Origin of the sequence: Marinobacter gelidimuriae, assembly GCF_000372805.1 — a bacterium.
GTDB lineage: Bacteria > Pseudomonadota > Gammaproteobacteria > Pseudomonadales > Oleiphilaceae > Marinobacter > Marinobacter gelidimuriae.
Genome location: NZ_KB889879.1, coordinates 1 through 25,463 on the forward strand (window position 1 = coordinate 1; position 25,463 = coordinate 25,463).

At 56.0% G+C, this 25,463-nt stretch carries 23 protein-coding genes and 4 pseudogenes; 25 read left to right on the forward strand and 2 right to left on the reverse strand.

Annotated elements, in window-relative coordinates:
• Positions 1–20: 20 nt before the first annotated feature.
• Both A3OI_RS21765 and A3OI_RS24630 read left to right on the forward strand, forming a co-directional pair.
• The gene (locus tag A3OI_RS21765; RefSeq protein ID WP_228702926.1) at positions 21–281 is read left to right on the forward strand and encodes a transposase; all 261 of its coding nucleotides are present in this window, start codon (positions 21–23) and stop codon (positions 279–281) included.
• A 39-nt stretch (positions 282–320) separates the two neighbouring features.
• Positions 321–467: pseudogene (locus tag A3OI_RS24630) on the forward strand (transposase); the annotation flags it as partial.
• Positions 468–585: 118 nt separating this feature from the next.
• On the opposite strand, the pseudogene A3OI_RS24635 reads toward A3OI_RS24630, so the two are convergent.
• Together A3OI_RS24635 and A3OI_RS24640 are read right to left on the reverse strand one after the other, a co-directional pair.
• Positions 586–729, reverse strand: a pseudogene (locus A3OI_RS24635) (AraC family transcriptional regulator); the annotation flags it as partial.
• Positions 708–839 (reverse strand): annotated as a pseudogene (locus A3OI_RS24640) (AraC family transcriptional regulator); the annotation flags it as partial. The pseudogenes A3OI_RS24635 and A3OI_RS24640, both read right to left, overlap by 22 nt.
• Positions 840–1,032: 193 nt before the next feature.
• On the opposite strand from A3OI_RS24640, the gene A3OI_RS0107935 reads away from it, so the two are divergent.
• The 23 genes and pseudogenes from A3OI_RS0107935 to A3OI_RS24645 all read left to right on the forward strand — a co-directional run.
• Entirely contained in the window at positions 1,033–3,117 is a 2,085-nt protein-coding gene (locus A3OI_RS0107935) for an NADPH-dependent 2,4-dienoyl-CoA reductase (protein ID WP_018403752.1), read from the forward strand.
• A gap of 128 nt (positions 3,118–3,245) precedes the next feature.
• On the forward strand, positions 3,246–4,130 hold the full coding sequence (locus tag A3OI_RS0107940; protein WP_018403753.1) for an NAD(+) kinase: 885 nt from the start codon (positions 3,246–3,248) through the stop codon (positions 4,128–4,130).
• Between the two features lie 2 nt (positions 4,131–4,132).
• A complete protein-coding gene (locus A3OI_RS0107945) occupies positions 4,133–5,155 on the forward strand; it encodes a metallophosphoesterase (RefSeq protein ID WP_026224072.1) in 1,023 nt (340 codons plus the stop codon).
• Complete coding sequence (locus A3OI_RS0107950) at positions 5,155–5,835, forward strand: rhomboid family intramembrane serine protease (protein WP_018403755.1); 681 nt, start codon at positions 5,155–5,157, stop codon at positions 5,833–5,835. Before A3OI_RS0107945 ends, A3OI_RS0107950 begins: the two co-directional genes overlap by 1 nt.
• A gap of 14 nt (positions 5,836–5,849) precedes the next feature.
• On the forward strand, positions 5,850–6,197 hold the full coding sequence (locus A3OI_RS0107955) for a YeaC family protein (RefSeq protein ID WP_018403756.1): 348 nt from the start codon (positions 5,850–5,852) through the stop codon (positions 6,195–6,197).
• Positions 6,194–7,087 (forward strand): DUF2797 domain-containing protein, encoded by an 894-nt coding sequence (locus A3OI_RS0107960; protein WP_018403757.1) that lies wholly within the window; start codon positions 6,194–6,196, stop codon positions 7,085–7,087. The genes A3OI_RS0107955 and A3OI_RS0107960 overlap by 4 nt, the downstream gene beginning before the upstream one ends.
• Entirely contained in the window at positions 7,080–9,743 is a 2,664-nt protein-coding gene (gene pepN, locus A3OI_RS0107965) for an aminopeptidase N (RefSeq protein ID WP_018403758.1), read from the forward strand. Before A3OI_RS0107960 ends, pepN begins: the two co-directional genes overlap by 8 nt.
• 242 nt (positions 9,744–9,985) lie before the next feature.
• The gene (locus tag A3OI_RS0107970) at positions 9,986–11,182 is read left to right on the forward strand and encodes a WD40/YVTN/BNR-like repeat-containing protein (RefSeq protein WP_026224073.1); all 1,197 of its coding nucleotides are present in this window, start codon (positions 9,986–9,988) and stop codon (positions 11,180–11,182) included.
• A complete protein-coding gene (locus tag A3OI_RS0107975) occupies positions 11,179–13,578 on the forward strand; it encodes an efflux RND transporter permease subunit (protein WP_018403761.1) in 2,400 nt (799 codons plus the stop codon). Before A3OI_RS0107970 ends, A3OI_RS0107975 begins: the two co-directional genes overlap by 4 nt.
• Before the next feature lie 458 nt (positions 13,579–14,036).
• Positions 14,037–15,962: a threonine--tRNA ligase gene (gene thrS / locus A3OI_RS0107980; protein ID WP_018403762.1), complete on the forward strand. Its 1,926-nt coding sequence runs from the start codon at positions 14,037–14,039 to the stop codon at positions 15,960–15,962.
• Positions 15,963–15,964: 2 nt separating this feature from the next.
• Positions 15,965–16,504 carry a translation initiation factor IF-3 gene (gene infC, locus A3OI_RS0107985; RefSeq protein ID WP_081622897.1) on the forward strand — a complete coding sequence of 180 codons (540 nt, stop codon included), beginning with the start codon at positions 15,965–15,967 and terminating at the stop codon, positions 16,502–16,504.
• A 97-nt stretch (positions 16,505–16,601) separates the two neighbouring features.
• On the forward strand, positions 16,602–16,793 hold the full coding sequence (gene rpmI, locus A3OI_RS0107990) for a 50S ribosomal protein L35 (protein ID WP_018403764.1): 192 nt from the start codon (positions 16,602–16,604) through the stop codon (positions 16,791–16,793).
• Positions 16,794–16,838: 45 nt separating this feature from the next.
• The gene (gene rplT / locus A3OI_RS0107995; RefSeq protein ID WP_018403765.1) at positions 16,839–17,192 is read left to right on the forward strand and encodes a 50S ribosomal protein L20; all 354 of its coding nucleotides are present in this window, start codon (positions 16,839–16,841) and stop codon (positions 17,190–17,192) included.
• A 151-nt stretch (positions 17,193–17,343) separates the two neighbouring features.
• Positions 17,344–18,342 (forward strand): phenylalanine--tRNA ligase subunit alpha, encoded by a 999-nt coding sequence (gene pheS, locus A3OI_RS0108000; RefSeq protein ID WP_018403766.1) that lies wholly within the window; start codon positions 17,344–17,346, stop codon positions 18,340–18,342.
• A gap of 50 nt (positions 18,343–18,392) precedes the next feature.
• Positions 18,393–20,777 carry a phenylalanine--tRNA ligase subunit beta gene (pheT, locus tag A3OI_RS0108005; protein ID WP_018403767.1) on the forward strand — a complete coding sequence of 795 codons (2,385 nt, stop codon included), beginning with the start codon at positions 18,393–18,395 and terminating at the stop codon, positions 20,775–20,777.
• A 3-nt stretch (positions 20,778–20,780) separates the two neighbouring features.
• Positions 20,781–21,083, forward strand: coding sequence for an integration host factor subunit alpha (ihfA, locus tag A3OI_RS0108010; RefSeq protein WP_018403768.1), 303 nt, complete (start codon positions 20,781–20,783; stop codon positions 21,081–21,083).
• Between the two features lie 137 nt (positions 21,084–21,220).
• Positions 21,221–21,571 (forward strand): MerR family transcriptional regulator, encoded by a 351-nt coding sequence (locus A3OI_RS0108015; protein ID WP_018403769.1) that lies wholly within the window; start codon positions 21,221–21,223, stop codon positions 21,569–21,571.
• A gap of 97 nt (positions 21,572–21,668) precedes the next feature.
• Positions 21,669–22,520, forward strand: a complete 852-nt coding sequence (locus tag A3OI_RS19600; protein WP_018403770.1) for an Rpn family recombination-promoting nuclease/putative transposase — start codon at positions 21,669–21,671, stop codon at positions 22,518–22,520.
• Positions 22,521–22,818: 298 nt separating this feature from the next.
• Positions 22,819–23,070: a hypothetical protein gene (locus A3OI_RS22670; protein WP_155903048.1), complete on the forward strand. Its 252-nt coding sequence runs from the start codon at positions 22,819–22,821 to the stop codon at positions 23,068–23,070.
• A 143-nt stretch (positions 23,071–23,213) separates the two neighbouring features.
• Positions 23,214–23,555, forward strand: coding sequence for a helix-turn-helix transcriptional regulator (locus A3OI_RS0108030; RefSeq protein ID WP_018403772.1), 342 nt, complete (start codon positions 23,214–23,216; stop codon positions 23,553–23,555).
• Complete coding sequence (locus A3OI_RS0108035; protein ID WP_018403773.1) at positions 23,552–24,355, forward strand: type II toxin-antitoxin system HipA family toxin; 804 nt, start codon at positions 23,552–23,554, stop codon at positions 24,353–24,355. The genes A3OI_RS0108030 and A3OI_RS0108035 overlap by 4 nt, the downstream gene beginning before the upstream one ends.
• A gap of 392 nt (positions 24,356–24,747) precedes the next feature.
• The gene (locus A3OI_RS19605) at positions 24,748–25,251 is read left to right on the forward strand and encodes an RpnC/YadD family protein (RefSeq protein ID WP_018403774.1); all 504 of its coding nucleotides are present in this window, start codon (positions 24,748–24,750) and stop codon (positions 25,249–25,251) included.
• A gap of 134 nt (positions 25,252–25,385) precedes the next feature.
• Positions 25,386–25,463 (forward strand): annotated as a pseudogene (locus A3OI_RS24645) (MerR family transcriptional regulator); the annotation flags it as partial.

Genomic DNA, 25,463 nt, shown 5'->3' on the forward strand with positions numbered 1-25,463 from the left:
TCGACGCTGGCTGGTCCACATTGAAAACCCTGTTGTTATACAAATGCGAGAGCGCAGGCGGGATTTTTCTGGAAGTTGATGAACGGTACACCACCCAGACTTGCTCGTGTTGTGGCTCTTTGAGCCCCAACAGTCCGAAAGGTAGAGCAGGCCTTGGAATAAGAGAATGGACCTGTGAGTGCGGTGTCACTCACAACCGCGATTCCAATGCGGCCAGGAACATTCTCGCGCTTGGGCATAAGCGTCTAGAGGTAGGAATCCCCTTCCAAAAAGCCGGTTAGGCGTTTGGTGGGGGAGGATGTCAAAAAATCAGCCCTATCGATACCGACGCATATCTCCTGGCCTGCTGCCGTTATGTGGAGCTTAACCCCGTGAAAGCGGGTATGGTTGACAGTGCCGAACTCTACGAATGGTCGAGCTATCCTGCCCGCATCGGATTAAGGCACTGCGACTGGCTGGATGAACCCGCGACCTTTGGCGAGCTTGCCGGTCTGACCCCCGGCTTGTATGCCCCCGATCAGTCAGCCGCTTTCGATGCTCCCCGGGACTAACCGCAAACCAGCGCCTGTAAGCCTTATGAAAAGCCGCTGGATTGGCAAAGCCCAGCAGCCACGACACTTCCGCCAGCGACAGGCGGGTTTCGCGCAGGTAGTCCACCGCCAGTTTTGGCTGGTGAGCAGAGCATAGCGAATCAGTGTGCTCAGACCGACACCGGCGCTGGCTGCGCACTCGCCAGCTAACCCCGCCAAACCTGCATCCACAGGCCGTGACAGCGCCCCCATACGCAAACCCAGAGCGCGGTTGCCGGTTTCGGTGATGGTGGCATGGCCCAGGCGCATGTAGTGGGGAATGCTGATGCGTGCCTCTGCGGACTCCAGGGTTTGGGCTTGGCAGTCTTTGTTGTAGGCATTGGTTCAGGCTTTTAAAAAGTCACTCAAGGATAACAAATTGTACCCGCAGGATATTGCTGAACCACGGGCACAAGGGTAGCTTATACAAAAAACATAATCTCAATGATGATGAGGAAGAGACATGATCGCGACTAATGCCAACGCAGCCGCCACGCCGGGCCTAAGCAAATACCCCTACCTACTGGAACCGCTGGACCTGGGTTTTACCAAGCTGCGCAACCGCGCGTTGATGGGCTCTATGCACACCGGCCTGGAAGAGGCCAAAAACGGCTTTGAACGTCTGGCAGCGTTTTACTCTGAACGCGCCCGTGGCGGCGTGGCCCTGATTGTCACCGGCGGTATTGCGCCCAATGAAGAAGGCGGCGTATTCCAGCACGCTGCAAAAATGACCACCGACGACGAAGTGAAGCAGCACCAGGTCATCACCGATGCCGTGCACCAGGCCGATGGCAAAATCTGCATGCAGATCCTGCACGCCGGTCGCTACGCCTACTCACCGGAGTTGGTGGGGCCGTCTGCCATTCAGGCGCCGATCAATCCGTTCACTCCCAAAGAGCTGGACGAAGCCGGTATTGAAAAACAGATCGAAGACTACGCCGTGTGCGCGCAGCTGGCCCAAAAAGCAGGCTACGACGGCGTCGAAATCATGGGTTCTGAAGGCTATTTCATCAATCAGTTTATTGTGGCCCACACCAATCAGCGCACGGACCAGTGGGGCGGTAGCTACGAAAACCGCATTCGCCTGCCGATTGAAATTGTGCACCGTGTGCGCGAACGGGTAGGGCCCAACTTCATTCTGATTTATCGCCTGTCGATGCTGGACCTGATCGAAGACGGCAGCACCTGGGAAGAAGTGGTGCAGCTGGCCAAAGAGATCGAAAAAGCCGGCGCTACCCTGATCAACACCGGCATTGGCTGGCACGAAGCTCGCATACCCACCATTGCGACGTCCGTTCCCCGCGGCGCCTTTTCCAAGGTCACCGCGCGGTTAAAAAGCGAAGTCAGCATTCCGCTGATTACCACCAACCGCATCAACATGCCGGAAGTGGCTGAGAAAATTCTGGCCGAAGGCGACGCCGATATGGTGTCCATGGCGCGGCCTTTCCTGGCCGATGCCGAACTGGTGCAGAAAGCTGCCGAAGACCGCTCCGAAGAAATCAACACCTGCATCGGCTGCAACCAGGCCTGTCTGGATCATACCTTCAGCAACAAGCTGACCAGTTGCCTGGTCAACCCAAGGGCGTGTCACGAAACCGAACTGAATTACGTGAAAACCGCCAACCCGAAAAACATCGCGGTGGTGGGCGCGGGCCCGGCCGGTATGGCAGCGGCGTCGGTGGCTGCCGAGCGTGGCCATAAGGTCACCCTGTTTGACTCGGGCGAGGAAATTGGCGGTCAGTTCAACGTTGCCAAACTGATTCCCGGCAAGGAAGAGTTCTACGAAACCTTGCGCTATTACGGCGTTATGTTGAAAAAACACAATGCAGACGTGCGCCTGAACACCCGCGTTAGCGCCAAGGATCTGATTGCCGGCGGTTATGACGAAGTCATTCTGGCCACCGGCGTTCAGCCGCGCATGCCAGACATCGACGGCATCGAACACCCCAGTGTTATCAGCTACCTGGACGCGCTGAAGAAGCGCAAGCCCGTAGGTAAGCGGGTGGCGGTAATCGGCGCCGGCGGAATCGGTTTTGACGTGTCCGAGTTCATTACCCATCAGGGCGCTTCCGCCGCGCTGGATACTGACGCATTCATGAAAGAGTGGGGTGTAGATTTCAGTGGTCAGCATCGTGGTGGTGTGAAGGGCGTAAAAGCCCAGCTGCCAGAGCCGGCGCGCCAAGTATACCTGCTACAGCGCAAAACCTCGAAAATTGGTAAGAACCTGGGTAAGACAACGGGCTGGATTCATCGTACATCACTTAAACATCGTGAAGTACAGACGATCCCGGGCGTCACTTATCGCAAGATTGACGACGAAGGCCTGCACATCACCGTGACTGCCAAGCGGGCGGAGCAGGGCGAAGACAAACTGTTGCCGGTAGACACCATCATCATCTGCGCAGGCCAGGACCCAATGCGCGAGCTCCAGGCAGAACTGGAAGCTGCCAATGTGTCAACGCATCTGATTGGCGGTGCCGACGTAGCAGCGGAGCTAGACGCCAAACGCGCCATCAACCAGGGCTGCTACCTGGCCGCCGAGCTGTAAAGGCCCGGCCTCAGCATCAGGCGTTTTTAACGGGCGCTTGGTGCCCGTTCTTTATTGGTGGCCACCAAGCTGGTACTAGCGGGCTGCCAGCTTTAGAATGGCAATCCGGCAGAACAACAGGAAATTCCATGGAGCAATTCCGCAACATTGGTGTGATTGGCCGCATGGGCAGCGTTAAGGTGGTTGAAACCCTGCGCCAGCTCAAACAATATCTGGTCGCCAATAATTACCAGGTCATTCTGGAAGAAGACACGGCCAGCATACTTCCCGGCCACGGCCAGCAGGTCGCCAGTAAAAGGTTGCTGGGTGAAATTTGCGATCTGGTGATTGTTGTCGGCGGCGACGGCAGCTTGCTGGGTGCTGCCCGTGAACTGGCGAAGTCAAAAATACCCCTGTTGGGCGTTAATCGCGGCCGCCTGGGTTTTCTGACCGATATCTCCCCCAGCGATCTGGAAGAGCGCCTGAGCAAAGTGCTTAAGGGCGAATACATTGTTGAGCATCGCTTTCTGTTGGACGGCCACGTAGAGCGCAACGGTAAACCCCTGGGCTTTGGCACGGCGCTGAACGATGTGGTGCTGCACCCGGGCAAATCCACCCGCATGATCGGCTTCGACCTGTTTATCGACGGCCACTTCGTGTATGCCCAGCGCTCCGATGGCCTGATTGTCGCCACGCCTACCGGCTCCACAGCCTATTCCCTGTCCGCCGGTGGCCCCATTATGCACCCCAAGCTGGATGCCGTTGTGCTGGTGCCGATGTTCCCCCACACACTCAGCAGCCGCCCCATCGTGGTAGATGGCCGCAGCGAAATAAAATTGGTGATTGGCGAAACAAACGAAGCCTATCCGCAGGTCAGTTTTGACGGCCAGATGAACATCGCCTGCGCCCCGGGTGACATCATTCGCATCAGTAAAAAACCGTTCAAAATCCGTTTGATTCATCCAACCGATCACAATTTTTACGCTACCTGCCGGAATAAACTTGGCTGGGCCAGCAACATAACAGCGAGTTGAACATGGCCACACTGTCCAGCAATCCCTGTCGCGGCTACGACATTATCGGCGATATTCATGGCTGTTCGCTCACCTTGGAAAGCCTGCTGCAACGGATGGGCTACGCCAAGGTGAAAGGCGTGTACGAGCACAAGCGCCGCCAGGCCATCTTTATCGGCGACATTATCGACCGTGGCCCGCGCATCCGCGAAGCGCTGCACCTGGTGCGCGGCATGGTAGAGCGTGGTTCGGCCCGCATTGTGATGGGCAACCATGAGTACAACGCCCTGGGCTACTGCACCCGTGCCCGCCCGGGCAGCGGCAATACCTACCTGCGTGAGCACATACCCCGCCACGACCGCCTGATCAAAGAAACTCTGGAGCAGTTCGACGCCCACCCCGGCGAGTGGAAAGACTTCCTGGCGTGGTTCTACACCATCCCACTGTTTATAGACAACGAACACTTCCGCGCCGTGCACGCCTGCTGGGACGATGGCCTGATTAGCCGATTCCGCCAGGAACACCCTGACGGCTGCATTACTGAAGATTTTCTGCACGCCTCGTCGGTGACTGACTCTTTCCCCGGCGAAGTGATGGACACCCTGCTGCGCGGCACCGATCTGCGCTTGCCGGAAGGTGTCGCGATTACCGGCAGTGACGGATTTGTACGCACGTTTTTCCGCACCAAGTTCTGGGCAGACGATCCACACACCTACGCCGACGTGGTATTCCAACCCGACCCCTTGCCCGCAGACGTGGCAGTGCATGTGCTAACGCCGGATGAACATCGCCAGCTATTGAGCTATCCGCTGGATGCGCCCCCGGTGTTTGTGGGCCATTACTGGATGGACGGCAAACCGTCACAACTAAAATCGAATGTGGCCTGTGTTGACTACAGCGCAGTAAAATACGGCAAGCTGGCGGCCTATCGTATGGACGGCGAAAGAGTCTTGTCGCCGGATAAATTCGTATGGGTAGATGTGCAAAGGCCTAGCGACCTGGACCAACGCAATTACCCCACCAGTGAAGACAGTTTGGCACGCTAATGGATGATCAACAGATAAAACCCGGCCGCCGTTCACCCATCGTCAACGGCCGCTGGCAGCCGTCGCCCGGTCATGCACCGGTGGTGATCAGTCTCATCGTGATTGCGCTGGTTACGGTGTGGCTAACCGCCATGAGCAGCAACGAACTGGCTGCCGGCTTGATGATAGTCGACCCGCGCCAGTACGAATGGTTCAGCCTGGCTGACCGTCTGAACGCGTTACTGGATACCCTGTCGAAAGGGCAGGTATGGCGCCTGATTACGCCAGATTTTCTGCACTTTAGCTGGCCTCATATCATCTTCAATTCGGTGATGTTGTGGTTCCTGGGCAGTCAAATCGAGTTTATAGACGGCCGTACCCGGCTGCTGGTGTTGGCGTTGGTGGCCAGCCTGCTGTCGAATGGCCTGCAATACCTGGTCACCGGCCCGCTGTTTGGCGGTTTGTCGGGGGTGGTCTACGCCATTATGGGCTATTGCTGGCTAAGCCAGCGGCGGTTGCCCAGATTCCAGTTCCCGCCGGCGCTGATCACCTTCGCCCTGGCGTGGATGGTTTTGGGCTTTACCCCGCTGCCCAACATGCTGGGCTTGGGCAACATGGCCAACGAAGCCCACCTGGGTGGTTTTGTAGCGGGATTATTAGTGGCGGCCATAAAAAAACCCCACCAAAAGGTGGGGCATTAAGAGAGCGACACCAAATGACTTACGAAGAATTGATTGAACGGTTAGATCCGAACGTCTACGGCAGCCTGCGCCAGTCTATTGAACTGGGTAAATGGCCGGACGGCCGCAAAGTTAGCCCAGAGCAGCGCTCCATCAGCCTGGAAGCGGTGATTCACTACGAAAACACCCACAACATGCCGGAAGAAGAGCGCACCGGTTACATAGACCGCGGCGCAAAAGCCGGCACCGATTGCGACCCCACTGTACGCATGCAGAAAAAAGCCGCCAAAAACGCTGTTAAAAATGACGCTTTAAATGGCTCTTTAGATGAGAGCAGCGACGACAGCGACGGCTCCGAGCAGTACACCGAGGTAAAGGTTTGAACCAAGCACCTGCAAACCCGGTGGACGTCAGCGGCCGCCTGCGCAAAATGCCCGCCAGTGCAGGGCACTCTATCGGCAATCCAGTCAGCTCTCCAGTGCAATACGAACTGCGCCTGGGTGATGAGCATGTCGCACTGAACGAACTGATCGGCCAGCCCGTCAGCATCGAATTCGACGGAATTATCCGCTGCATCAACTGCGACCGCGTCACCAAAAAAAGCTTCAGCCAGGGTTTCTGCTTTCCCTGCATGCGCAAACTGGCGGCCTGCGACAGCTGCATCATGAGCCCGGAAAAGTGTCATTTTCACTTGGGCACCTGCCGCGAACCCGAATGGGGGCAGGCCAACTGCATGGTCGAGCACGTGGTTTACCTGGCCAACTCGTCGGGTTTAAAAGTCGGTATCACCCGCGGCACCCAAGTGCCTACCCGCTGGATTGACCAGGGCGCAGTAGACGCCATTCCCATGCTACGGGTAGCCACCCGCCAGTTGTCCGGTTTTGTGGAAGTGGCCTGCAAAGCCCACGTGGCAGATCGCACCAATTGGCGTACCATGTTGAAAGGCGAAACCACCGGGCTGGATTTGGCCGCAGAACGCGACAAACTGCTGGCCCTGGTAGCCGAAGAACTGGACGCCCTGCGCGCAGAACATGGCGCAGACAGCATCCGCGCGGTGCAGGAACCGTCTCGTGATTTCAGCTATCCGGTGGAGGTCTGGCCACAGAAAGTAACATCACACAACCTGGACAAAACACCCCGCGTGTCTGGTGTACTGCAAGGCGTAAAAGGCCAGTACCTGATTTTAGACACGGGCGTGATCAACATTCGCAAATACACCGGTTATCAAGTCCGCTTCTGCGCACCGGCGAACACGGGAGACAGCAATGCCTAGCAATCAGCCGCAAACCATTTACCTGAGCGATTACAAGGTGCCCGCTTATCTGGTGGATACCGCCGACCTGCGGTTTGAACTGTTCGAAGACGGCGCACGGGTGCACAGCACTCTGGCCATGCGTCGCAACCCGCTGTTTCAGGAAAGTGAAGAATCCGCCGCCGCGCCCCTGCAACTTCACGGCGACAGCCTGAAATTGGAAAGCCTGGTATTGAACGGCGAAGCCGTGGCCCAGAGCAACTACAGCGTCAGCGACGAGCTGCTGACCGTAAATCAGGTGCCGGAGCACTTCACTCTGCAAGTGGTTACCTGGATAGAGCCCCAGAACAACACCCGCCTGGAAGGCCTGTACAAATCCGCTGCCATGTTCTGCACCCAGTGCGAAGCCGAAGGTTTCCGCTGCATCACCTATTTCCCGGACCGTCCAGATGTAATGGCCCGCTTCAGCACCCGTATAGAAGCGGACAAAACCGCCTATCCGGTGCTTTTGTCGAACGGCAACCCCGTCGAGCAGGGCGACCTCAGCGATGGCCGCCACTTCGTGACCTGGGAAGATCCGTTCCCGAAACCAGCCTATCTGTTTGCTCTGGTCGCCGGTGACCTGTTGGAAAAGCAGGACAGCTTCACCACCATGAGCGGCCGCACCGTAGACCTGCGCATGTACGTAGAGCCGCGCAACTCTGAAAAATGCGAGTACGCGCTGGACTCCCTGAAACGCGCCATGGCCTGGGACGAAAAAACCTACGGCCGCGAGTATGACCTCGACATTTTCATGATCGTTGCCGTCGACGATTTCAACATGGGCGCCATGGAAAACAAGGGCTTGAACATATTCAACTCCTCGTGCGTACTGGCCAGCCAGGAAACAGCGACAGACATGGCGTTCGAGCGCATTGAATCCATTGTCGCCCATGAATATTTCCACAACTGGTCCGGCAACCGGGTTACCTGCCGTGACTGGTTCCAGCTCAGCCTGAAAGAAGGCTTTACCGTGTTCCGCGATACCCAGTTTTCCGGGGACATGGGCTCGGCGACGGTCAAGCGTATTGAAAGTGCCACGGTGCTGCGTACCGCCCAGTTTGCCGAAGACGCAGGCCCCATGGCCCACTCGGTGCGCCCGGCGTCTTACATGGAAATCACCAACTTCTACACCCTGACCATTTATGTGAAGGGCGCCGAAGTGGTACGCATGATTCACACCCTGCTGGGGCCGGATCTGTTCCGTAAAGGCAGCGATCTGTACTTTGAACGCCACGACGGCCAGGCCGTCACCACGGACGATTTCGTTAAAGCCATGGAAGACGCTTCAGGTCGCGACCTTGGCCAGTTCCGCTTGTGGTACCAGCAAGCCGGTACGCCGCAGTTGGCGATCCGTGACGAATACGATGAAAGCGCCGGCGTTTATCGCCTGCACATCGAACAAACCTTGCCAGACACCCCGGGCCAAACCAACAAACAGCCCCAGCACATTCCCTTTGCCCTGGGCCTGTTAGGCAGCCGCGGTGAAGATCTGGCGCTGGCGTTAAGCGCAGATGAGCTGGCCAGCGGCGACGCGCCGCAAGAGCGCGTGCTGGAGCTGACCGAGGCCAGCCACAGCTTTGAATTTCACGGCATCAGCGAGCGCCCGGTACCATCCTTGCTGCGGCATTTTTCAGCACCGGTGCGGGTGAGCTATCCGTGGGCCCGTGAACAGCTGCTGTTTCTGATGAACCACGACTCAGACGGCTTCAACCGCTGGGACGCAGCACAACGCCTGGCCATAGCCGTTATTCAGCAGATGATTGGTGCGCCAAAAGACGTCACCGTAGATGCTCGCCTGGTAGGCGCTTTCCGCCACTTGATCAGCGATTCCGATCTGGATCAGGCGCTGGTGGCCAAAATGCTGGTGCTGCCCACGGTGGCTTATCTGGCCGAACTGACCGATGGCGCCGACGTGCCTGCTATTCACCGGGCCCGCCGCCGGGTGTTGAAGCATCTGGCGATTGCCCTGCGCGACGAACTGGTGGCCTGCTACCGCCGCAACATCGACAGCGGCCCTTACCAACTTGGCCCCGAAGCCGTTGCCCGCCGCAGCCTGCGCAACACCGCGCTGGCCTGGCTGCTGCTGATTAATGACGAAGAAGGCCGCTCCCTGGGTTTAGGTCAGTATCGCGACGCCGACAACATGACCGACCGCATGGGCGCCCTGAAGGCGTTTGTGAACTCCGGTTACGACGAAGATCGTGCGACCACCCTGAACGATTTTTACCAGACCTTTCAGCACGACCCCCAAGTGGTGGAACAGTGGTTCTCGGTACAGGCGGCCAGCCGTCGCACCGGGCAGCTGTCACACATCCACGCGTTGCTGGAACACCCGGCGTTTGATTGGAAAAATCCCAACAAAATCCGCGCGGTGATCGGTGCGTTCGCCGGCCAGAACCTGGTGAACTTCCACAACCCGGACGGTTCCGGCTACCAGTTCCTGGCCGACCAGGTCTGCAAACTGGACGACAGCAACCCGCAGATCGCCGCACGGCTCGTGGGCCCGCTCACCCGCTGGCGCAAATTCGCCCCCGAGTACAGCCAGCAGATGCAGACAGCGCTAATGCAAATCCGCGACAAAGAAAACCTGTCCCGGGATTTGTACGAAGTAGTACACAAAAGCCTGGCGGACTAACCCAAGGGACCCACGAAGGGGACGGATTTCAAATCCGTCCCCGCTGTTCCCAAGTCCACCATCAGGGGACGGATTTCAAATCCGTCCCCGCTCTACACGTCCCCGTCGTTCCAAATCCGTCCCCGCACTACCATAAAAATCGCACTTTCGGGCGATAGCAACCTGCCAGAAATACACTACACTCAACCCATTGCAGCGCGTTGCGCGCATCAAATACAACAACACCAGCAATAGGAAATCGAATGGCCATACGCAACAGGCGCCCAATCTGCGCCTGCCCGGGACTCGCTGCTGCCATCACCTTGGCCGCGCTTTGTGTTTTAACACCTTCAACGGCATTCGCCGTCGCTGACTTACTGGAAACACCCGCTCGCAGCACCGAACTGGCCACGGTCAGTTTGCTGAACGACGTCACGCGCGCAGGCGCCAGCGAGCGTTTGGTAGCCGTCGGCGAACGCGGCCACATCATCTACTCCGATGACGGCGGCGCAAAATGGACCCAGGCCAGCGTGCCGGTGTCCGTCACCCTTACCGGGGTTGATTTTGGCTCGGCCAGCCACAGCTGGGCCGTGGGGCACAGCGGCGCGGTGTTGCACAGCAGCGATGGAGGCTCTAACTGGGCCCTGCAGATGACCGGCATTCAGGCCGCTAACCTGGCCATTGCCGGTGTACAGCAGGAAATCGAGGCCATGGAGCAGCGCCTTGAAACCGCAGCGGAAGAAGACGTCGGCGATCTGGAATGGGCCCTGGACGACCTGGTGTTTGGCCTCGAAAACATGCAGGCAGATCTGTCTGTAGGGCCGGTGAACCCGTTTCTGGACGTGTGGTTTGAAGATGCAGACCGCGGTTTTGTGATTGGCGCCTACGGCATGATTTTTCACACCGCGGATGGTGGCAATCAATGGCAGGACTGGGCGCGAAAACTGGACAATGGCAACAAATATCACCTCAATGCCATCACCAAAATCGGTGGTGGAGCGCTGATGATTGTCGGCGAAGCCGGGCAAATTCACGTGTCTGAAGACAACGGCATTACCTGGGATCGCCGCGACAGCAGTTACGAAGGCTCGCTGTTTGGCGTGACCGGTACCGGTAACAGCGGCGAAGCGCTTGCATTCGGCCTGCGCGGCACGGTGATGCACACAACCGATAACGGCCAAAGTTGGGATCGCGTGCAAACCGGCTCCAGCACCACCTTGAATGATGGTACCAGCGTCGGTGAACGCCTGGTGTTGGTGGGCAACAACGGCACCTTGGTCATTCGCGATGGCGCCAATGACGAGTTCAAGGAAACCCTGCGAGCCGATCGCCTGGGCTTGATGGGTGTTGTGGTAAATGGTCCGCAGAGTCTGTTGCTGGTGGGTGAGGGCGGCGTCGTTTTGATGCAAGGCGACGCGGGTCTGGTAAAAGAAGGGGAAGAACAAGGGGCGGTTGAATGACAAATCCAAAGCATGCCAGAGGCGAACACTACTTCACCACACCCAAAGCCGAGCCCTTTCTGGAACGGCTGATTTTTAACAACCGTGTCACCATACTGGTTCTGTTCGCGGTGCTGACCGCATTTCTGGGCTATAACGCGGTGAAAATCCAGCCCGATGCCAGCTTCGAGCGGATGATTCCCCTGGAACACCCGTACATCGTGAACATGCTGGAACACCGGGACGACTTAGAGAACCTGGGTAACTTTGTGCGCATTGCCGTGGCCACAAAAGACGGCAGTGATATCTTCACCGAAGAGTACATGGAAACCCTGCGCCAGATCACCGACGAAGTGTTCTATCTCAGCGGTGTTGATCGCAGCGGCCTGAAATCCCTATGGACCCCCAACGTGCGCTGGGTAGAAGTCACCGAGCAGGGCTTTCAGGGCGGCACCATAATTCCGGACAATTACGACGGAAGCTCTGCTGAAAGCCTGGAGCAGCTGCGCCAGAACGTATTGCGTTCAAGCGAAGTGGGGCGCCTGATATCCGATAACTTCCGCTCTACCATCGTGTACGCACCGCTGTACGAAAACGACCCGCAAACCGGTGAACCCCTCGACTACGCTGCTTTTTCCCGCCAGCTGGAAGAGAAGATTCGGGAAAAGTACCAGGCCCAGAATCCGAACGTCAGTATTCACATCGTCGGCTTCGCCAAAAAAGTGGGTGACCTGATTGAAGGCATCGGCGCCATTGCCTGGTTTGCCGGCATCACCATTGCTTTGACCACGCTGTTGCTGTTCTGGTACTCCCGCTGCATTGCCGGCACTCTGGTGCCGGTGCTGACGTCCATTGTGGCGGTATTCTGGCAGTTAGGGGCGCTAAAAATACTGGGTTACGGGTTAGACCCGTATTCCGTGCTGGTCCCGTTTCTGGTGTTTGCCATTGGCATAAGCCACGGGGTGCAGCTGGTGAACGCCATGGCGGTAGAAGCCGCCCGCGGTTTTGACCCGCTCAACGCCGCTCGCCTGGCGTTCCGTGGCTTGTACATTCCCGGCATGCTGGCGCTGATTTCCGACGCCTTTGGCTTCTTAACGCTGCTGTTTATCGATATCGACGTCATTAAAGACCTGGCCGTCGCCGCAGGCCTGGGCGTGGCTATCGTGATCATCACCAACCTGGTTCTGCACCCGCTGCTTATGTCGTACATCGGCATTACCGCCGGTGGTATTCGCCACGTGCAAAAACAGGGTGAAGAAACCGATCGAAAATGGCGCCGCCTGTCAGCGTTTGCCAGCCCAAAAGTCGCGCCTGTATCCGTGCTGATCGCGCTGCTGGGCCTGGGCGTTGGTGTCTACCTCAAGCAAGACCTGAAAGTAGGGGATTTAGACCAGGGCGCCCCGGAATTGCGCGCCGATTCCCGCTACAACACAGACAACGCGTTTATTATCGATAACTATTCCACCAGTGCCGACGTGCTGGTGGTTATGGTGAAAACCCCGGTCGAACAGTGCACCCAGTACAGCGTGCTGCGGGCCATGGACACCTTGCAGTGGGAATTGCAAAACACCCCGGGCGTGCAATCCACCGCCTCGCTGGCGGACGTGTCGAAAATCGTCACCAAAGCGCTGAACGAAGGTAACTGGAACTGGTACGCCATTTCCCGCAACCAGACCATCATCAACGCTTCGATTCGTGATGCGCCATCCGGGCTCATCAACATCGACTGCAGCCTTACGCCCACGCTGGTGTTCCTGGAAGATCACAAAGCCGAAACCCTGGACACCGTGGTGAACGCGGTGGAAGTTTTCGCTGCCAACAACAGCAACGAAGACCATACCTTCCTGCTGGCGGCGGGCAACGCCGGGGTAGAAGCGGCCACCAACGACGTCATCGCCAAAGCCAAAGACTGGATGCTGGTGTTCGTCTATGGTGTTGTCAGCCTGCTGTGCTTTGCCACCTTCCGTTCCTGGCGGGCAGTGCTGTGCATCGTGGTTCCGCTGGGGCTGACCTCTGTGCTGGCGGAAGCCATCATGGCCATGAGCGGCATCGGCATCAAAGTGGCCACCTTGCCGGTGATAGCACTCGGTGTGGGCATAGGTGTGGACTACGGCATCTACATTTACAGCAAGCTGGAGAAATTCCTGCTGGAAGGTAAATCCTTGCAGGAAGCCTACTTCGAAACCCTGCGCTCCACCGGTAAGGCGGTGATATTCACCGGCATTACCCTGGGCCTGGGTGTGGTTACCTGGATTTTCTCACCCATCAAATTTCAGGCCGATATGGGCCTGCTGCTGTTCTTCATGTTCATCTGGAACATGATTGGCTCTATCTGGCTGTTGCCGGCGCTGGCACACTTCCTGCTGAAGCCAGAACAGATGCGCGAGAAAGCCCGTCTGACAAACGCTAAAAGCTAGCCGTGTAAACCGCCCTGGTAGTCATGACAGGGCGGTTTTCTCCATGCACCCGATTTGCCGCTTGTCCCTAGGGGACGGATTTAAAATCCGTCCCCGCTTTCTTCGTCCCCGCTTTCGTCCCCGCTTTCGTCCCCGATTTGCCGCTTGTCCCTCGGGACAGATTTCAAATCTGTCCCGGCTCTACATTTCTGTTAAACTCCCGACCTTTCCTGGCACCGCGGTTGTATCGCGGCAGCCAAAAAAGAGGCCATAAAGCGGGAACATAGGGGACAGATTTCAAATCCGTCCCCGCTCTACACTTGGGGACAGACTTCAAGTCTGTCCCCGGATGGCAGCGGGTACACGGCAGCGGGGACAGATTTCAAATCCGTCCCCTACGTACGCTTACCCGCTTTACGCCCTCGCCAAACAAGTGGTCTCTGGTATAGATCACCGCTGAGCATCCTTAGGAGCACACCATGCCCGTAGTAACCCTCCCTGACGGCAGTCACCGCAGTTTTGCCGAACCCGTCACCGTACACGACGTGGCCGCCGACATTGGCGCCGGCCTGGCCAAGGCCGCACTGGCCGGTAAAGTCGACGGCACACTGGTCGACACCAGCTACCTGATCGAACACGACGCCCAACTCGCCATAATCACCGAGCGTGACGAAGACGGCCTTGAGGTTATCCGCCACTCCACCGCCCACCTGTTGGCCATGGCAGTCAAAGAGCTGTTCCCGGAAGCCCAGGTCACCATCGGCCCGGTGATAGACGACGGTTTTTACTACGATTTCAAATACGATCGCCCCTTCACCAACGAAGACCTGGCCCGTATTGAAAAACGCATGGCCGAACTGGCCAAACAAGACCTGCCGGTGTCACGCTCGGTGATGTCCCGCAGCGAAGCCGTAGCGCTATTCAGCAGCATGGGTGAAGAGTACAAAGTTCGCATAATTGAAGATATCCCCGGCGCAGAAGACCTGTCATTTTACCGCCAGGGTGATTTCATCGACCTGTGCCGCGGCCCCCACGTGCCCAGCACCGGCAAAATGAAAGCCTTCAAGCTGACAAAGGTATCCGGTGCCTTCTGGCGTGGCGACACCAACAACGAACAGTTGCAGCGCGTCTACGGCACCGCCTGGGCCAATAAGAAAGACCTGAAAGCTTACGTGCATCGCATCGAAGAAGCCGAAAAGCGCGACCATCGCAAAGTCGGCAAAAAGCTGAACCTGTTCCATATGCAAGATGAAGCGCCGGGCATGGTGTTCTGGCATCCGGACGGCTGGACCATTTATCAGAAAATGGAACAGTACATGCGCGATATCCTGCATCGCCACGGTTACCAGGAAATCAAAACGCCCCAGATTGTGTCCCGTTCGCTGTGGGAAAAGTCCGGCCACTGGGACAAGTTTAAAGAAGGCATGTTCACCACCGAGTCGGAAAAACACGACTTCGCCATCAAGCCCATGAACTGCCCGTGCCACATCCAGGTGTTCAATCAGGGTCTGAAAAGCTACAAAGACTTACCCTTGCGCCTGGCGGAATTCGGCTCCTGCCACCGCAACGAAGCGTCCGGTGCCCTGCACGGGCTGATGCGCGTGCGCGGCTTTACTCAAGACGACGCCCACATCTTCTGTGAAGAAAGCGACATTCAAAGCGAAGTGTCGAAGTTCATCGATTTACTGCACGAAGTCTACCAAGACTTCGGCTTCACCGAGATTCTGTACAAACTGTCTACCCGCCCGGAAAAGCGCGTGGGTTCCGACGAAGTCTGGGACAAATCCGAAGCCGCACTGGAACAGGCTCTCAACCGCGAAGGCGTAAAATGGGAGCTGTTGCCGGGCGAAGGCGCGTTTTATGGCCCGAAAATCGAGTTTTCCCTGAAAGACTGCATCGGCCGGGTATGGCAATGCGGCACCATTCAGGTAGACTTCAGCATGCCGGGCCGTTTAGGCGCACAATATGTGGCGGATAACTCCGAACGCAAAACACCGGTTATGCTGCACCGTGCGGTATTGGGGTCGTTTGAGCGTTTCATCGGTATTCTGATTGAAGAATACGAAGGCGCATTCCCCAGCTGGCTGGCCCCAACACAGGTCGCCATCCTCAATATCACCGATAATCAGCGGGAATATTGCGAGAATCTTGCAAAAAAGTGGGATTCTTTGGGCTTTAGGGTGAATGCTGACTTGAGAAACGAGAAGATCGGCTTTAAAATCCGCGAGCACACAATTAACAAGGTTCCCTTTCTTGTGGTTGTCGGCGACAAAGAAGTCGACAACAACGCCGTGGCGGTGCGAACCCGCAAAGGTGAAGATTTGGGAACACTATCGCTCGAAGCGTTCGAACAGCTTCTGCAAGAAGATGTTGAACGCAAGAGCAGAACCAAGTTGGAGAATTAATTATTAAACAGAGAGCGAATCGGGGTGCGCGTACACCAAAGGCGCCAATCAATGAGAACATTGATGCAACTGAAGTCCGTCTGATTGACGCCGAAGGCGAGCAAGTGGGTGTGGTCTCAATCGCAGAAGCCCTCAGAATGGCAGAGGAGGCGACCCTGGATCTGGTGCAAGTGACAGATTCCGATCCGATCGTCTGTAAAATAATGGACTATGGCAAGAAGATCTTCGACGAGAAAAAAGCGAAGGCCGTTGCCAAGAAGAAACAGAAACAGACGCAAGTCAAAGAGCTTAAGTTCCGTCCAGGAACTGAAGAAGGGGATTATCAGGTAAAACTACGCAACCTGATACGTTTCCTTGAAGCCGGGGACCGCGGCAAAATCACTGTTCGCTTCCGTGGCCGTGAGATGGCACACCAGGAAATTGGTATGAAACTCATGGAACGCATTGAAGTAGACATGGAAGAAATGGCAACGGTAGAGATGCGTCCGAAAATGGAAGGCCGCCAGATGACCATGATTATCGCCCCCCGCAAAAAGAAGTAAGCCTGCTGTTGTTGCTCATTCCCTGCCAAAGGCGGGGGATGTGTGTTTCAGGTTTACACACGATGTATCAAAAAAACAGAATGCGGAGTTTTAACAAATGTCGAAAATGAAAACGAAAAGTGGAGCGGCCAAGCGGTTTAAGAAAACGGCTACCGGCTTCAAGCACAAGTCGTCCTTCACCAGTCACATCCTGACCAAGAAAAGCCCGAAGCGTAAGCGTCAGCTGCGTGGAACCAAGCTTATCTCCAAGTCTGATGTGGCTTCCGTAAAGCGTATGCTCGGAGTTTAGAGCACAGCGCACCCCAAACGGTTTTTAAGGTAGAAGGATTATAGTATGGCTCGTGTTAAACGTGGTGTGGTTGCACGCCGTCGTCACAAGAAGATTCTAAAGCAGGCTAAAGGTTACTACGGTGCCCGTAGTCGTGTGTACCGCGTTGCCAAGCAAGCGGTTATCAAAGCAGGTCAGTATGCGTACCGTGACCGTCGTAACCGCAAGCGCGCCTTCCGCGCACTGTGGATTGCGCGTATCAACGCCGGTGCCCGTGCCAATGGCTTGTCTTACAGCCGCTTGATCGCTGGCCTGAAAAAGGCCAACGTGGAAGTCGACCGTAAAGTTCTGGCCGACCTGGCCATGAACGAGCAGCAAACGTTTGCTGCGGTTGTTGAGAAAGCCAAAGCATCCCTGTGATCGCTTAAGCTCTATCATCGATCACGAATCGATCCGCTGCCAGGCATAACAGCCAGGCGGCGTTTAATAGGGGAAGGGCACGCTCTTCCCCTATTTTTGTTTCCGGATTTCGTGTGTTTATAGACTTCATTTCTGATTTGGAGCAGTGTCAATGGAAAACCTGAAGCAGCTGGTTCAGGACGGGTTAGCGGCGGTTGCAAACGCCGACAACCTGCAGGCGCTTGATCACATTCGTGTGGAATACCTGGGCAAAAAAGGGGCGATTACCCAGCAGGCTAAAACACTGGGCAAACTCTCTAGCGAGGAACGTCCCGCTGCCGGTCAGAAAATCAACGACGCCAAAGGCCAGGTAGAGCAGGCCATCAACGCCCGCCGCAGCGACCTTGAGCGCATCGCTATTGAAGCCAAACTGGCCCGCGAATCCATTGACGTAACCCTGCCAGGCCGCGGCCAGGAGCTCGGTGGCCTTCATCCGGTTACCCGCACCCTGCAGCGCATTGAAGACTTTTTTGCCAGCGCCGGTTACAGCGTGGAACAGGGCCCTGAAATCGAAGACGACTACCACAACTTCGAAGCCCTCAACATTCCCGGCCACCATCCGGCCCGTGCCATGCACGACACTTTCTATTTTAACCCCGGCACCCTGCTGCGCACCCACACCTCGCCGGTTCAAATCCGCACCATGGAAGCCGGCAAACCGCCGTTCCGCATGATCTGCCCCGGCCGCGTGTATCGTTGCGATTCCGACATGACCCACACCCCCATGTTCCACCAGGTGGAAGGGCTGTTGATTGAAAAGAACGTCAGCTTCGCCGACCTGAAAAGCACCGTGGAAGCGTTTTTGCGGGTGTTCTTCGAGCGCGACCTGAAAGTACGTTTCCGCCCGTCTTACTTCCCGTTTACCGAACCCTCGGCGGAAGTAGACATCGAGTGGGGCCGTGAAACCGATGGCAGCATCAAGTGGCTTGAAGTCATGGGTTGCGGCATGGTGCACCCCAAAGTGTTCGAGCACTGCGGCATAGACGCCGAAGAATACCGTGGTTTTGCCTTTGGCATGGGCGTAGAGCGCCTGGCCATGCTGCGCTACGGCGTCAACGACCTGCGCATGTTCTTCGAGAACGACCTGCGCTTTCTGCGCCAGTTCCGTTAAGTTCTTTGAACCGCAACAGTTAAGGCCCGAAACGAATTAAGGAAAGAATCATGAAATTCAGTGAACAGTGGCTGCGCGAATGGGTTAACCCGGCTTTGAGCTCTCAGCAGCTGATGGACCAGATCACCATGGCCGGCCTGGAAGTCGACGGCTTCGAGCCCGTAGCGGGCAAATTTACCGGTATAATCGTTGGCGAAGTGCTCAGCGTAGAAGCCCACCCGGATGCGGACAAACTGCGAGTGTGCCAGGTCAGCAATGGCAGCACTCAGGTGCAAGTGGTGTGCGGCGCCCCCAATGTGCGCACCGGCATCAAAGTCCCTTTCGCCGAACTGGGCGCCGTACTGCCCGGCGATTTCAACATCAAAAAAGCCAAACTCCGTGGCCAGCCCTCTGTCGGCATGCTGTGTTCGGGCGCCGAGCTGGGTCTGTCTGAAAACCACGATGGCATCCTGGAATTGCCCGCGAACGCCCCCGTGGGCACGTCTTTCGCCGATTACCTGCAACTGAACGATATTACTATCGATGTAGATCTAACCCCAAACCGCGCTGACTGCCTCTCCATCAAAGGCCTGGCCCGGGAAGTAGGCGTGCTTAACAGCCTGCCGCTGAACGCGCCTTCTATCCAGAAGGTAGCCGCCACACACAGCGACGTGCCCGACGTACGCGTAGAGGCCCCCGCCGGCTGCCCGCGCTACCTCGGCCGCATTCTGCGCAATGTAGACTTAACCGCCCAAAGCCCGCTGTGGCTGCAGGAAAAACTGCGTCGCTCTGGCATTCGCTCTATAGACGCCGCAGTAGACGTCACCAACTACATTTTGCTGGAGCAAGGCCAGCCCATGCACGCCTTTGACCGCGCCGAAATAGACGGCGGCATCGTTGTGCGCATGGCCAGGCCTGAAGAAAAGCTGGTACTGCTGGACGGCCAGGAAGTCACCCTCACCGAACAGACCCTGGTAATAGCAGACCACAGCAAACCCATCGCCATTGCCGGCGTAATGGGTGGCGAGCATTCCGGTGTTAGCCCGAAAACCCGCGACCTGGTGCTGGAATCCGCCTATTTCGACCCCATCACCTTAGCCGGAAAAGCCCGCCATTACGGCTTGCACACAGATGCCAGCCACCGTTTCGAGCGCGGCGTAGACTACAACCTGGCCCGCGACGCCCTGGAGCGCGCCACCGAACTGCTGGTCAGCATCGTTGGCGGTGAGCCCGGTGAGATTGTGGACGTAACCAGCACCGAGCATCTGCCAAAGCCGATCTCCATCGTACTCCGTGAAAAGCGCCTTGCCGACGTATTGGGCCTGGCCATCGCAAACGCCAAAGTCGAAGACATCCTCACCCGCCTGGGCCTGGCGATAGAAGAAAAATCGGGAAGCGGCTGGAAAGTCAGCGCGCCCAGCTTCCGCCCGGACATCACCATTGAAGAAGACCTGATTGAAGAAGTAGGGCGCATCTACGGCTACAACAACCTGCCGGTCACCGAACCCACCGGTTCACTGGGCCTGCGCCCCAAAGCCGAAGACACCCGCCCGCTGAGCGCCATCCGCAACTATTTTGTCGCCAATGGTTACCAGGAAGCCATTACCTACAGCTTTGTCGATCCCAAAATTCAAGAACTTGTGGATCCGCAGAACGAAGGCATCGCTCTGGCCAATCCGATCTCTGCAGACCTGTCAGTCATGCGCACAACCCTGTGGAGCGGCCTGCTGAAAACCGTGGCCCACAACCAAAATCGCCAACAGCCACGCATTCGCCTGTTTGAGAGTGGCCTGCGCTTTGTGAAAGAGGGCGAACGCATCCTGCAGCAGCCCATGCTGGCAGGCGTCGTCACCGGCAACCAAAATCCTGAAAACTGGGTAAACGGTCGCAGACACGCCGACTTCTTTGATGTAAAAGGAGAGTTGGAAAGCCTGTTCCGCCTGTTGGGCGTTACCGTAGAGTTCCGCACCGGAAAGCACCCCGCGTTGCACCCGGGCCAGACCGCCGAATTGCTGCGCGATGGTCAGCCAGTAGGCTGGTTAGGCACTCTGCATCCACAGGTACAGAAAAATCTGGAACTTAATGGCACTGTTATAATGTTTGAGCTATTCTTGAACTCAATCGTTACCGGTTATGTGCCTAATTTCAAAGATTTTTCAAAATTTCCAGAAGTTCGCCGAGATTTGGCTATTATTATCGGAAGCGACGTGAAATTTGCAGACGTCGAGCGTGTGGCAACACACCACGCTGGCGAGCACCTGAACGCACTGCGTGCGTTCGATGTATACCAGGGCGAAAGCCTCGGTAAAGGTGAGAGCGAAGGCAATCGAAGCCTGGCACTCAGCTTGTTCTGGCAGCACCCGCAGCGCACACTGACCGAAGACGAAGTGCACGGGCTGTTCAACGGCGTAATAGAAGCCCTGAAAGCTGAACTGGGGGCAACACTAAGGAGTTAACGGATGGCGGCTTTGACAAAAGCGAAAATGGCCGAGCGCCTGCACGACGAACTTGGCCTGAACAAACGTGAAGCCAAGGAAATGGTAGAAGCGTTCTTTGACGAAATCCGCGGCGCACTCAGCCATAACGAACAGGTGAAATTGTCAGGATTCGGCAATTTCGACCTGCGCGACAAAAAAGAGCGCCCCGGCCGCAACCCGAAAACCGGTGAAGAAATCCCCATCAGCGCCCGCCGCGTGGTCACCTTCCGCCCGGGCCAGAAACTCAAAGCAAAAGTAGAAGCCTACGTCGAAACTAAGCAATAGATGGGGACAGATTTAAAATCTGTCCCCGCCTGGAGCTTGGAGATAGGGGACAGGGGACAGACTTCAAGTCCGTCCCCGCTTGCGTCCCCGCTTAAAGTCTGTCCCTGGCACAGCCAGACCGAAACCGAGCAACAACCATGCTAGAACCCAGCAACAACAACGAACTACCTGCCATCCCGGGCAAACGCTATTTCACCATCGGCGAAGTAGCCGAGCTGTGCGCCGTAAAAGCCCACGTACTGCGCTACTGGGAACAGGAATTTCCCCATTTGTCCCCGGTAAAGCGCCGCGGCAACCGCCGCTACTATCAGCGCGCCGACGTCATCACCATCCGCCAGATTCGCAGCTTATTGTACGACCAGGGCTACACCATCGGCGGCGCCAAGCAACAGCTGTCCAGCGTAGAAGCGAAAGACGACATCTCCCAGTACAAGCAGTTGATACGGCAGATGATTCGAGAGCTGGAAGAGGTACTGGCTGTTATGTAGTTGATAAAGTCAGCTACTTCACAATAGATCACAAATTCCTGCAATATCCCCTGTCAATCACCGTTGGTCTTTGGGCCTTTTCGAGATCGCGGATCTGATGGACTTCAGCACACTTAAGAATCACAGCGGCAACTACATCACCCCGCTGTTCGAGGAGAAGTTCGAAGACGTCGTGTGGTCGGTGGAAGTGACCTGGGAAGGCATCACCCAGCGGGTGTTTTTATACATCCTGCTGGAGTTCCAGTCCAAAGTAGACAGCACCATGCCANTGCGGCTGATGCACTACGTGGCCTGCTTTTACGATCACTTACTGAAAACCCGTGAAACAACGGCGCGTCAGGGTTTGCCGCCAATTTTTCCGATAGTGTTGTACAACGGTTCTCGACGCTGGTCAGCCCGTCAGGACATCTACGAAATGGTGCANCCGGAGCCACCGGAGTTTTTGCGAGCGTACCAGCCACATCTTCGTTACTACCTGGTTGACGAAGGGCGCTATACTGATGAAGAATTGATCGGCAAGGAAACGCCGTTAAGTGGCATATTTGGCGTTGAGAACGCCGGTCATAGTTGGGAAGCTCTGCAGCAGGCGGTGGATCGGATTGTTGAAATTATTAAAGCTGACCCGAACAAAGATCGGGTGGACAAAATNATTACTCGTTGGATCAAGCGCCATTTACAGAGAGTGGCTCCCAGGGCCAGGCTTGATTTGGATCGGTTGAGCAGTTTGGTGGAGGATAGAGATATGTTGGCAGAGAACTTGGAGAACCTGGTTAAGAAAGAGCGACTTGAGGGCATGCTGGCAGGGCGCCAAGAAGGTGAACACATGAAGGCTGAACAAATCGCCCGTAACCTGATTGCGATGGGTCTGCTGACCGATGCCCAAATTGCGACAGCTTCTGGCTTGTCCGNTAATGAGGTCAAGGTATTTCGTAAAGAGCAGAAACACTGATAACTCTGCCANAGTCAGACGATGCGCGCATCGCGCCGCGCATGGACAGGCACTCGTTCTTGCTGCGTTCTCGGAAGTCATCTTGGCCGGCAGCGTCAACTGCGGCATCAATATAGGGGACAGATTTGAAATCTGTCCCCGGTCAGCCATCGGTCAGCCATCGTCATCTAGTAAGTCATGGACAGGCACTCCCTTCTTTTTTCTTTTCTTCTATCTTCCGTAACCTTACGGCAGCATAGCGCAACTTCCTGCTGAGTTTCTGATTCAATGAATGCCTCAACCCTATCAGGAGGCAGTCATGATTCCATCAACCCCCGTCGTCCGTGGCAAACTCTATCCAAGGATGGCAAGGAAATTCTCGAACGCTGGTATCAGCCGACCGATAGCGAAGGCACAGATCATGCGATTTGAAATAGACTGGCTGGCCCATCAGCAGGAATCAGCAGGTTCAGAAGAACGGCTGACCCGCTGCCGCATGGTTCTGCAATTCAGAAGTCACCCGCTATTTACCCTCACGTCCCGCGTTAATGTCGTATTTTTGAGTCACTAATTGGCTAAATAGTCTTTTATGTCTTATAATTGGTACATTATTCAGAGATATTAGTTGTATTTCGGTTTCGGCGTGCAATTAATGTATCATTACTGATACTTTAAGCCCTTAAAGCCTCATTAGTGAGTGAATTTTGTAATATTATGAGCCAAATTAAGCGCAGCATGTCAGACTTGGCCATCCTCAATGAGCTGGGTCGGCGCCTCAAGCAAGCCCGACTGGAGCAAAACATCACCCAGCAGCAGATTGCAGAGGGCATGGGTGTCAGCCGAGCAACGTACATCCGGCTTGAGGATGGTAACGGGAAACTTGAAGTCCTGGTTGCTGCCCTGCGTGTTCTCGGAAAGCTCCCGGCGTTGGATGCCTTCTTGCCAGATGAGCCTTATTCACCGATTGAGGCATTAAAGAGTGCTGGCCATATTCGCCAGCGTGCACGCCCCGGTAATAATCCCGTTGAACAGGACAAAGGAGGCCTGGACTGGTGAGCACCGTTACGGAAGTCATCCTATGGGGAAAGAGTGTCGGCGCCCTGCTGTATGACACAGACACCGGTCTGTCGACGTTCGAATACGATAAGGGTTGGTTGAAGCAGGACGTTTCGATTTCGCCGCTCCACCTACCTCCTCGGGCTGGGAGGTTCAATTTCCCCTCATTGCCACAGGAAACGTTCTTTGGACTGCCGGGCGTGTTTGCCGACACTTTGCCAGATGACTTTGGCAATGCCGTTATCAACGCCTGGCTGGCTCGCCAGGGAATCCCAAAAAGCTCATTCAGCCCGGTTGACCCGCAGGGGTATGGCCGGATGGAATATGCCTACTACCTGATGGCCAAGGACGCAGGCATCAATATGGCACCGTCTGAACTGATGACCATTGCCCGAACACTCAGGTTGCCACGGGTAGACGCAATCGAGATTTTCAGGCGTATGGTCTTCAACGTCATTGCCCGGAACCAGGACGACCACACCAAGAACTTTGGCTTTCTGTTGGATCATTCAATGGCCGGTTGGCGTTTGGCACCGGCGTTTGATATCGCCTACAGCTACAAACCCGGTTCATACTGGGTGGACACCCATCAGATGACCATCAACGGTAAACGGGATACGTTCACTCGCGGGGATATTCTCGCAGTCGCAACCCAAATTCCCCGTTTCGAGTCAGATGCCCAGGCCATTATTGACCAGGTAACTGAGGTGGTGAGCCAATGGCAGGATTATGCTCGCCGAGCGGATGTCCATTCGGAGCTGTCACAGGAGATCCACTCAAACCTCCGGTTGTCCTTGTAAGTGTAAGAGACCGGTTGTGCCTGTTTCATGACGGCTTCGCTGTAGGCGTATATGTCGGATAGCCTAAACCGTGTGATGGGTGGAAAGGTCTCCCAGTCTCTGAAACCATTGGGACACCGATCATCGGATTCTCTTTGGCTAGTGGATACTCGATTGAATAGGGTGGGTCAGTATTGCTCCGGCGGTGACAAGGCATGGACGTCATATGACGTCACATGGACAGGCACTCCCTTCTTTTTCTTTTCTTCTATGTTCCCTCCTACTGCGCATAATTCGGCGTTATGTCACCGCCTAGCCAACACGCCAGTGCCGCGCTTTCATCTGGTTTGTCGTGGCCCAAAAGCGCTTGACAGGCGGTGATGTGGTAAACTGGTGTTGTACAGAGGACGCTGATGGACTGGGAATCGTGCTGGGCGGAACTGGAGGCCAGCGACAACGTGTTTGCATTGGTGGTCATGGCCCAGATCCAGGCCAAACGGGTGAAGAACGACGCCACGCGCAAAGACACCAAGGTGGCCCTGATACGACTGCTGTATGAACGGGGCTATAGTCGAGAACAGATTTTACGACTGTTTAACATTATTGATTGGATGATCCAGTTACCAAAAAATCTGGACCCCGAATTTGCACAGGCGGTTTACGCCATACAGGAGGAAAAACACATGCCTTATGTCAACACGATTGAGCGTTTGGGTATTGAAAAAGGGCGCCAGGAAGGCGAACAATTGGGTATCGAAAAAGGGCGTCACGAAGCCGAGCTGTGTGCTCTGAAAGAAAAGCGCGAAACGGTTCGCCACCTGATGTCGTTCGGTGTGCTCAATGACGAGCAAATAGCTGCAGCGACGGGCTTGGCGTTAGACGAGATTACCCAATTGCGTATTGAAGATAAGCACTGATCTCCGCTTTTATAATCTCCCTGCTTTACGTACAAAAAAGGGCAGCCCTGGTGGCCGCCCTTGTTGTTCGGCGTCAACTATCCTGTCCGGTGCTGATTTATTGGCGCTTACTAGAACGGGGACAGACTTCAAGTCCGTCCCCGCTTGCGTCCTGGGAACAGGAATTCCCCCATTTGTCCCCGGTCAAGCGTCGCGGTAACCGCCGTTATTAC

Bases quoted from the DNA above. Each gene is read 5' to 3' on its own strand.
- A3OI_RS0107935 (WP_018403752.1), top strand. From the start codon at position 1,033: ATGATCGCGACTAATGCCAACGCAGCCGCCACGCCGGGCCTAAGCAAA.
- A3OI_RS0107940 (WP_018403753.1), top strand. From the start codon at position 3,246: ATGGAGCAATTCCGCAACATTGGTGTGATTGGCCGCATGGGCAGCGTT.
- A3OI_RS0107945 (WP_026224072.1), top strand. From the start codon at position 4,133: ATGGCCACACTGTCCAGCAATCCCTGTCGCGGCTACGACATTATCGGC.
- A3OI_RS0107950 (WP_018403755.1), top strand. From the start codon at position 5,155: ATGGATGATCAACAGATAAAACCCGGCCGCCGTTCACCCATCGTCAAC.
- A3OI_RS0107955 (WP_018403756.1), top strand. From the start codon at position 5,850: ATGACTTACGAAGAATTGATTGAACGGTTAGATCCGAACGTCTACGGC.
- pepN (WP_018403758.1), top strand. From the start codon at position 7,080: ATGCCTAGCAATCAGCCGCAAACCATTTACCTGAGCGATTACAAGGTG.
- A3OI_RS0107970 (WP_026224073.1), top strand. From the start codon at position 9,986: ATGGCCATACGCAACAGGCGCCCAATCTGCGCCTGCCCGGGACTCGCT.
- A3OI_RS0107975 (WP_018403761.1), top strand. From the start codon at position 11,179: ATGACAAATCCAAAGCATGCCAGAGGCGAACACTACTTCACCACACCC.
- thrS (WP_018403762.1), top strand. From the start codon at position 14,037: ATGCCCGTAGTAACCCTCCCTGACGGCAGTCACCGCAGTTTTGCCGAA.
- rpmI (WP_018403764.1), top strand. From the start codon at position 16,602: ATGTCGAAAATGAAAACGAAAAGTGGAGCGGCCAAGCGGTTTAAGAAA.
- rplT (WP_018403765.1), top strand. From the start codon at position 16,839: ATGGCTCGTGTTAAACGTGGTGTGGTTGCACGCCGTCGTCACAAGAAG.
- pheS (WP_018403766.1), top strand. From the start codon at position 17,344: ATGGAAAACCTGAAGCAGCTGGTTCAGGACGGGTTAGCGGCGGTTGCA.
- pheT (WP_018403767.1), top strand. From the start codon at position 18,393: ATGAAATTCAGTGAACAGTGGCTGCGCGAATGGGTTAACCCGGCTTTG.
- ihfA (WP_018403768.1), top strand. From the start codon at position 20,781: ATGGCGGCTTTGACAAAAGCGAAAATGGCCGAGCGCCTGCACGACGAA.
- A3OI_RS0108015 (WP_018403769.1), top strand. From the start codon at position 21,221: ATGCTAGAACCCAGCAACAACAACGAACTACCTGCCATCCCGGGCAAA.
- A3OI_RS22670 (WP_155903048.1), top strand. From the start codon at position 22,819: ATGATTCCATCAACCCCCGTCGTCCGTGGCAAACTCTATCCAAGGATG.
- A3OI_RS0108030 (WP_018403772.1), top strand. From the start codon at position 23,214: ATGAGCCAAATTAAGCGCAGCATGTCAGACTTGGCCATCCTCAATGAG.
- A3OI_RS19605 (WP_018403774.1), top strand. From the start codon at position 24,748: ATGGACTGGGAATCGTGCTGGGCGGAACTGGAGGCCAGCGACAACGTG.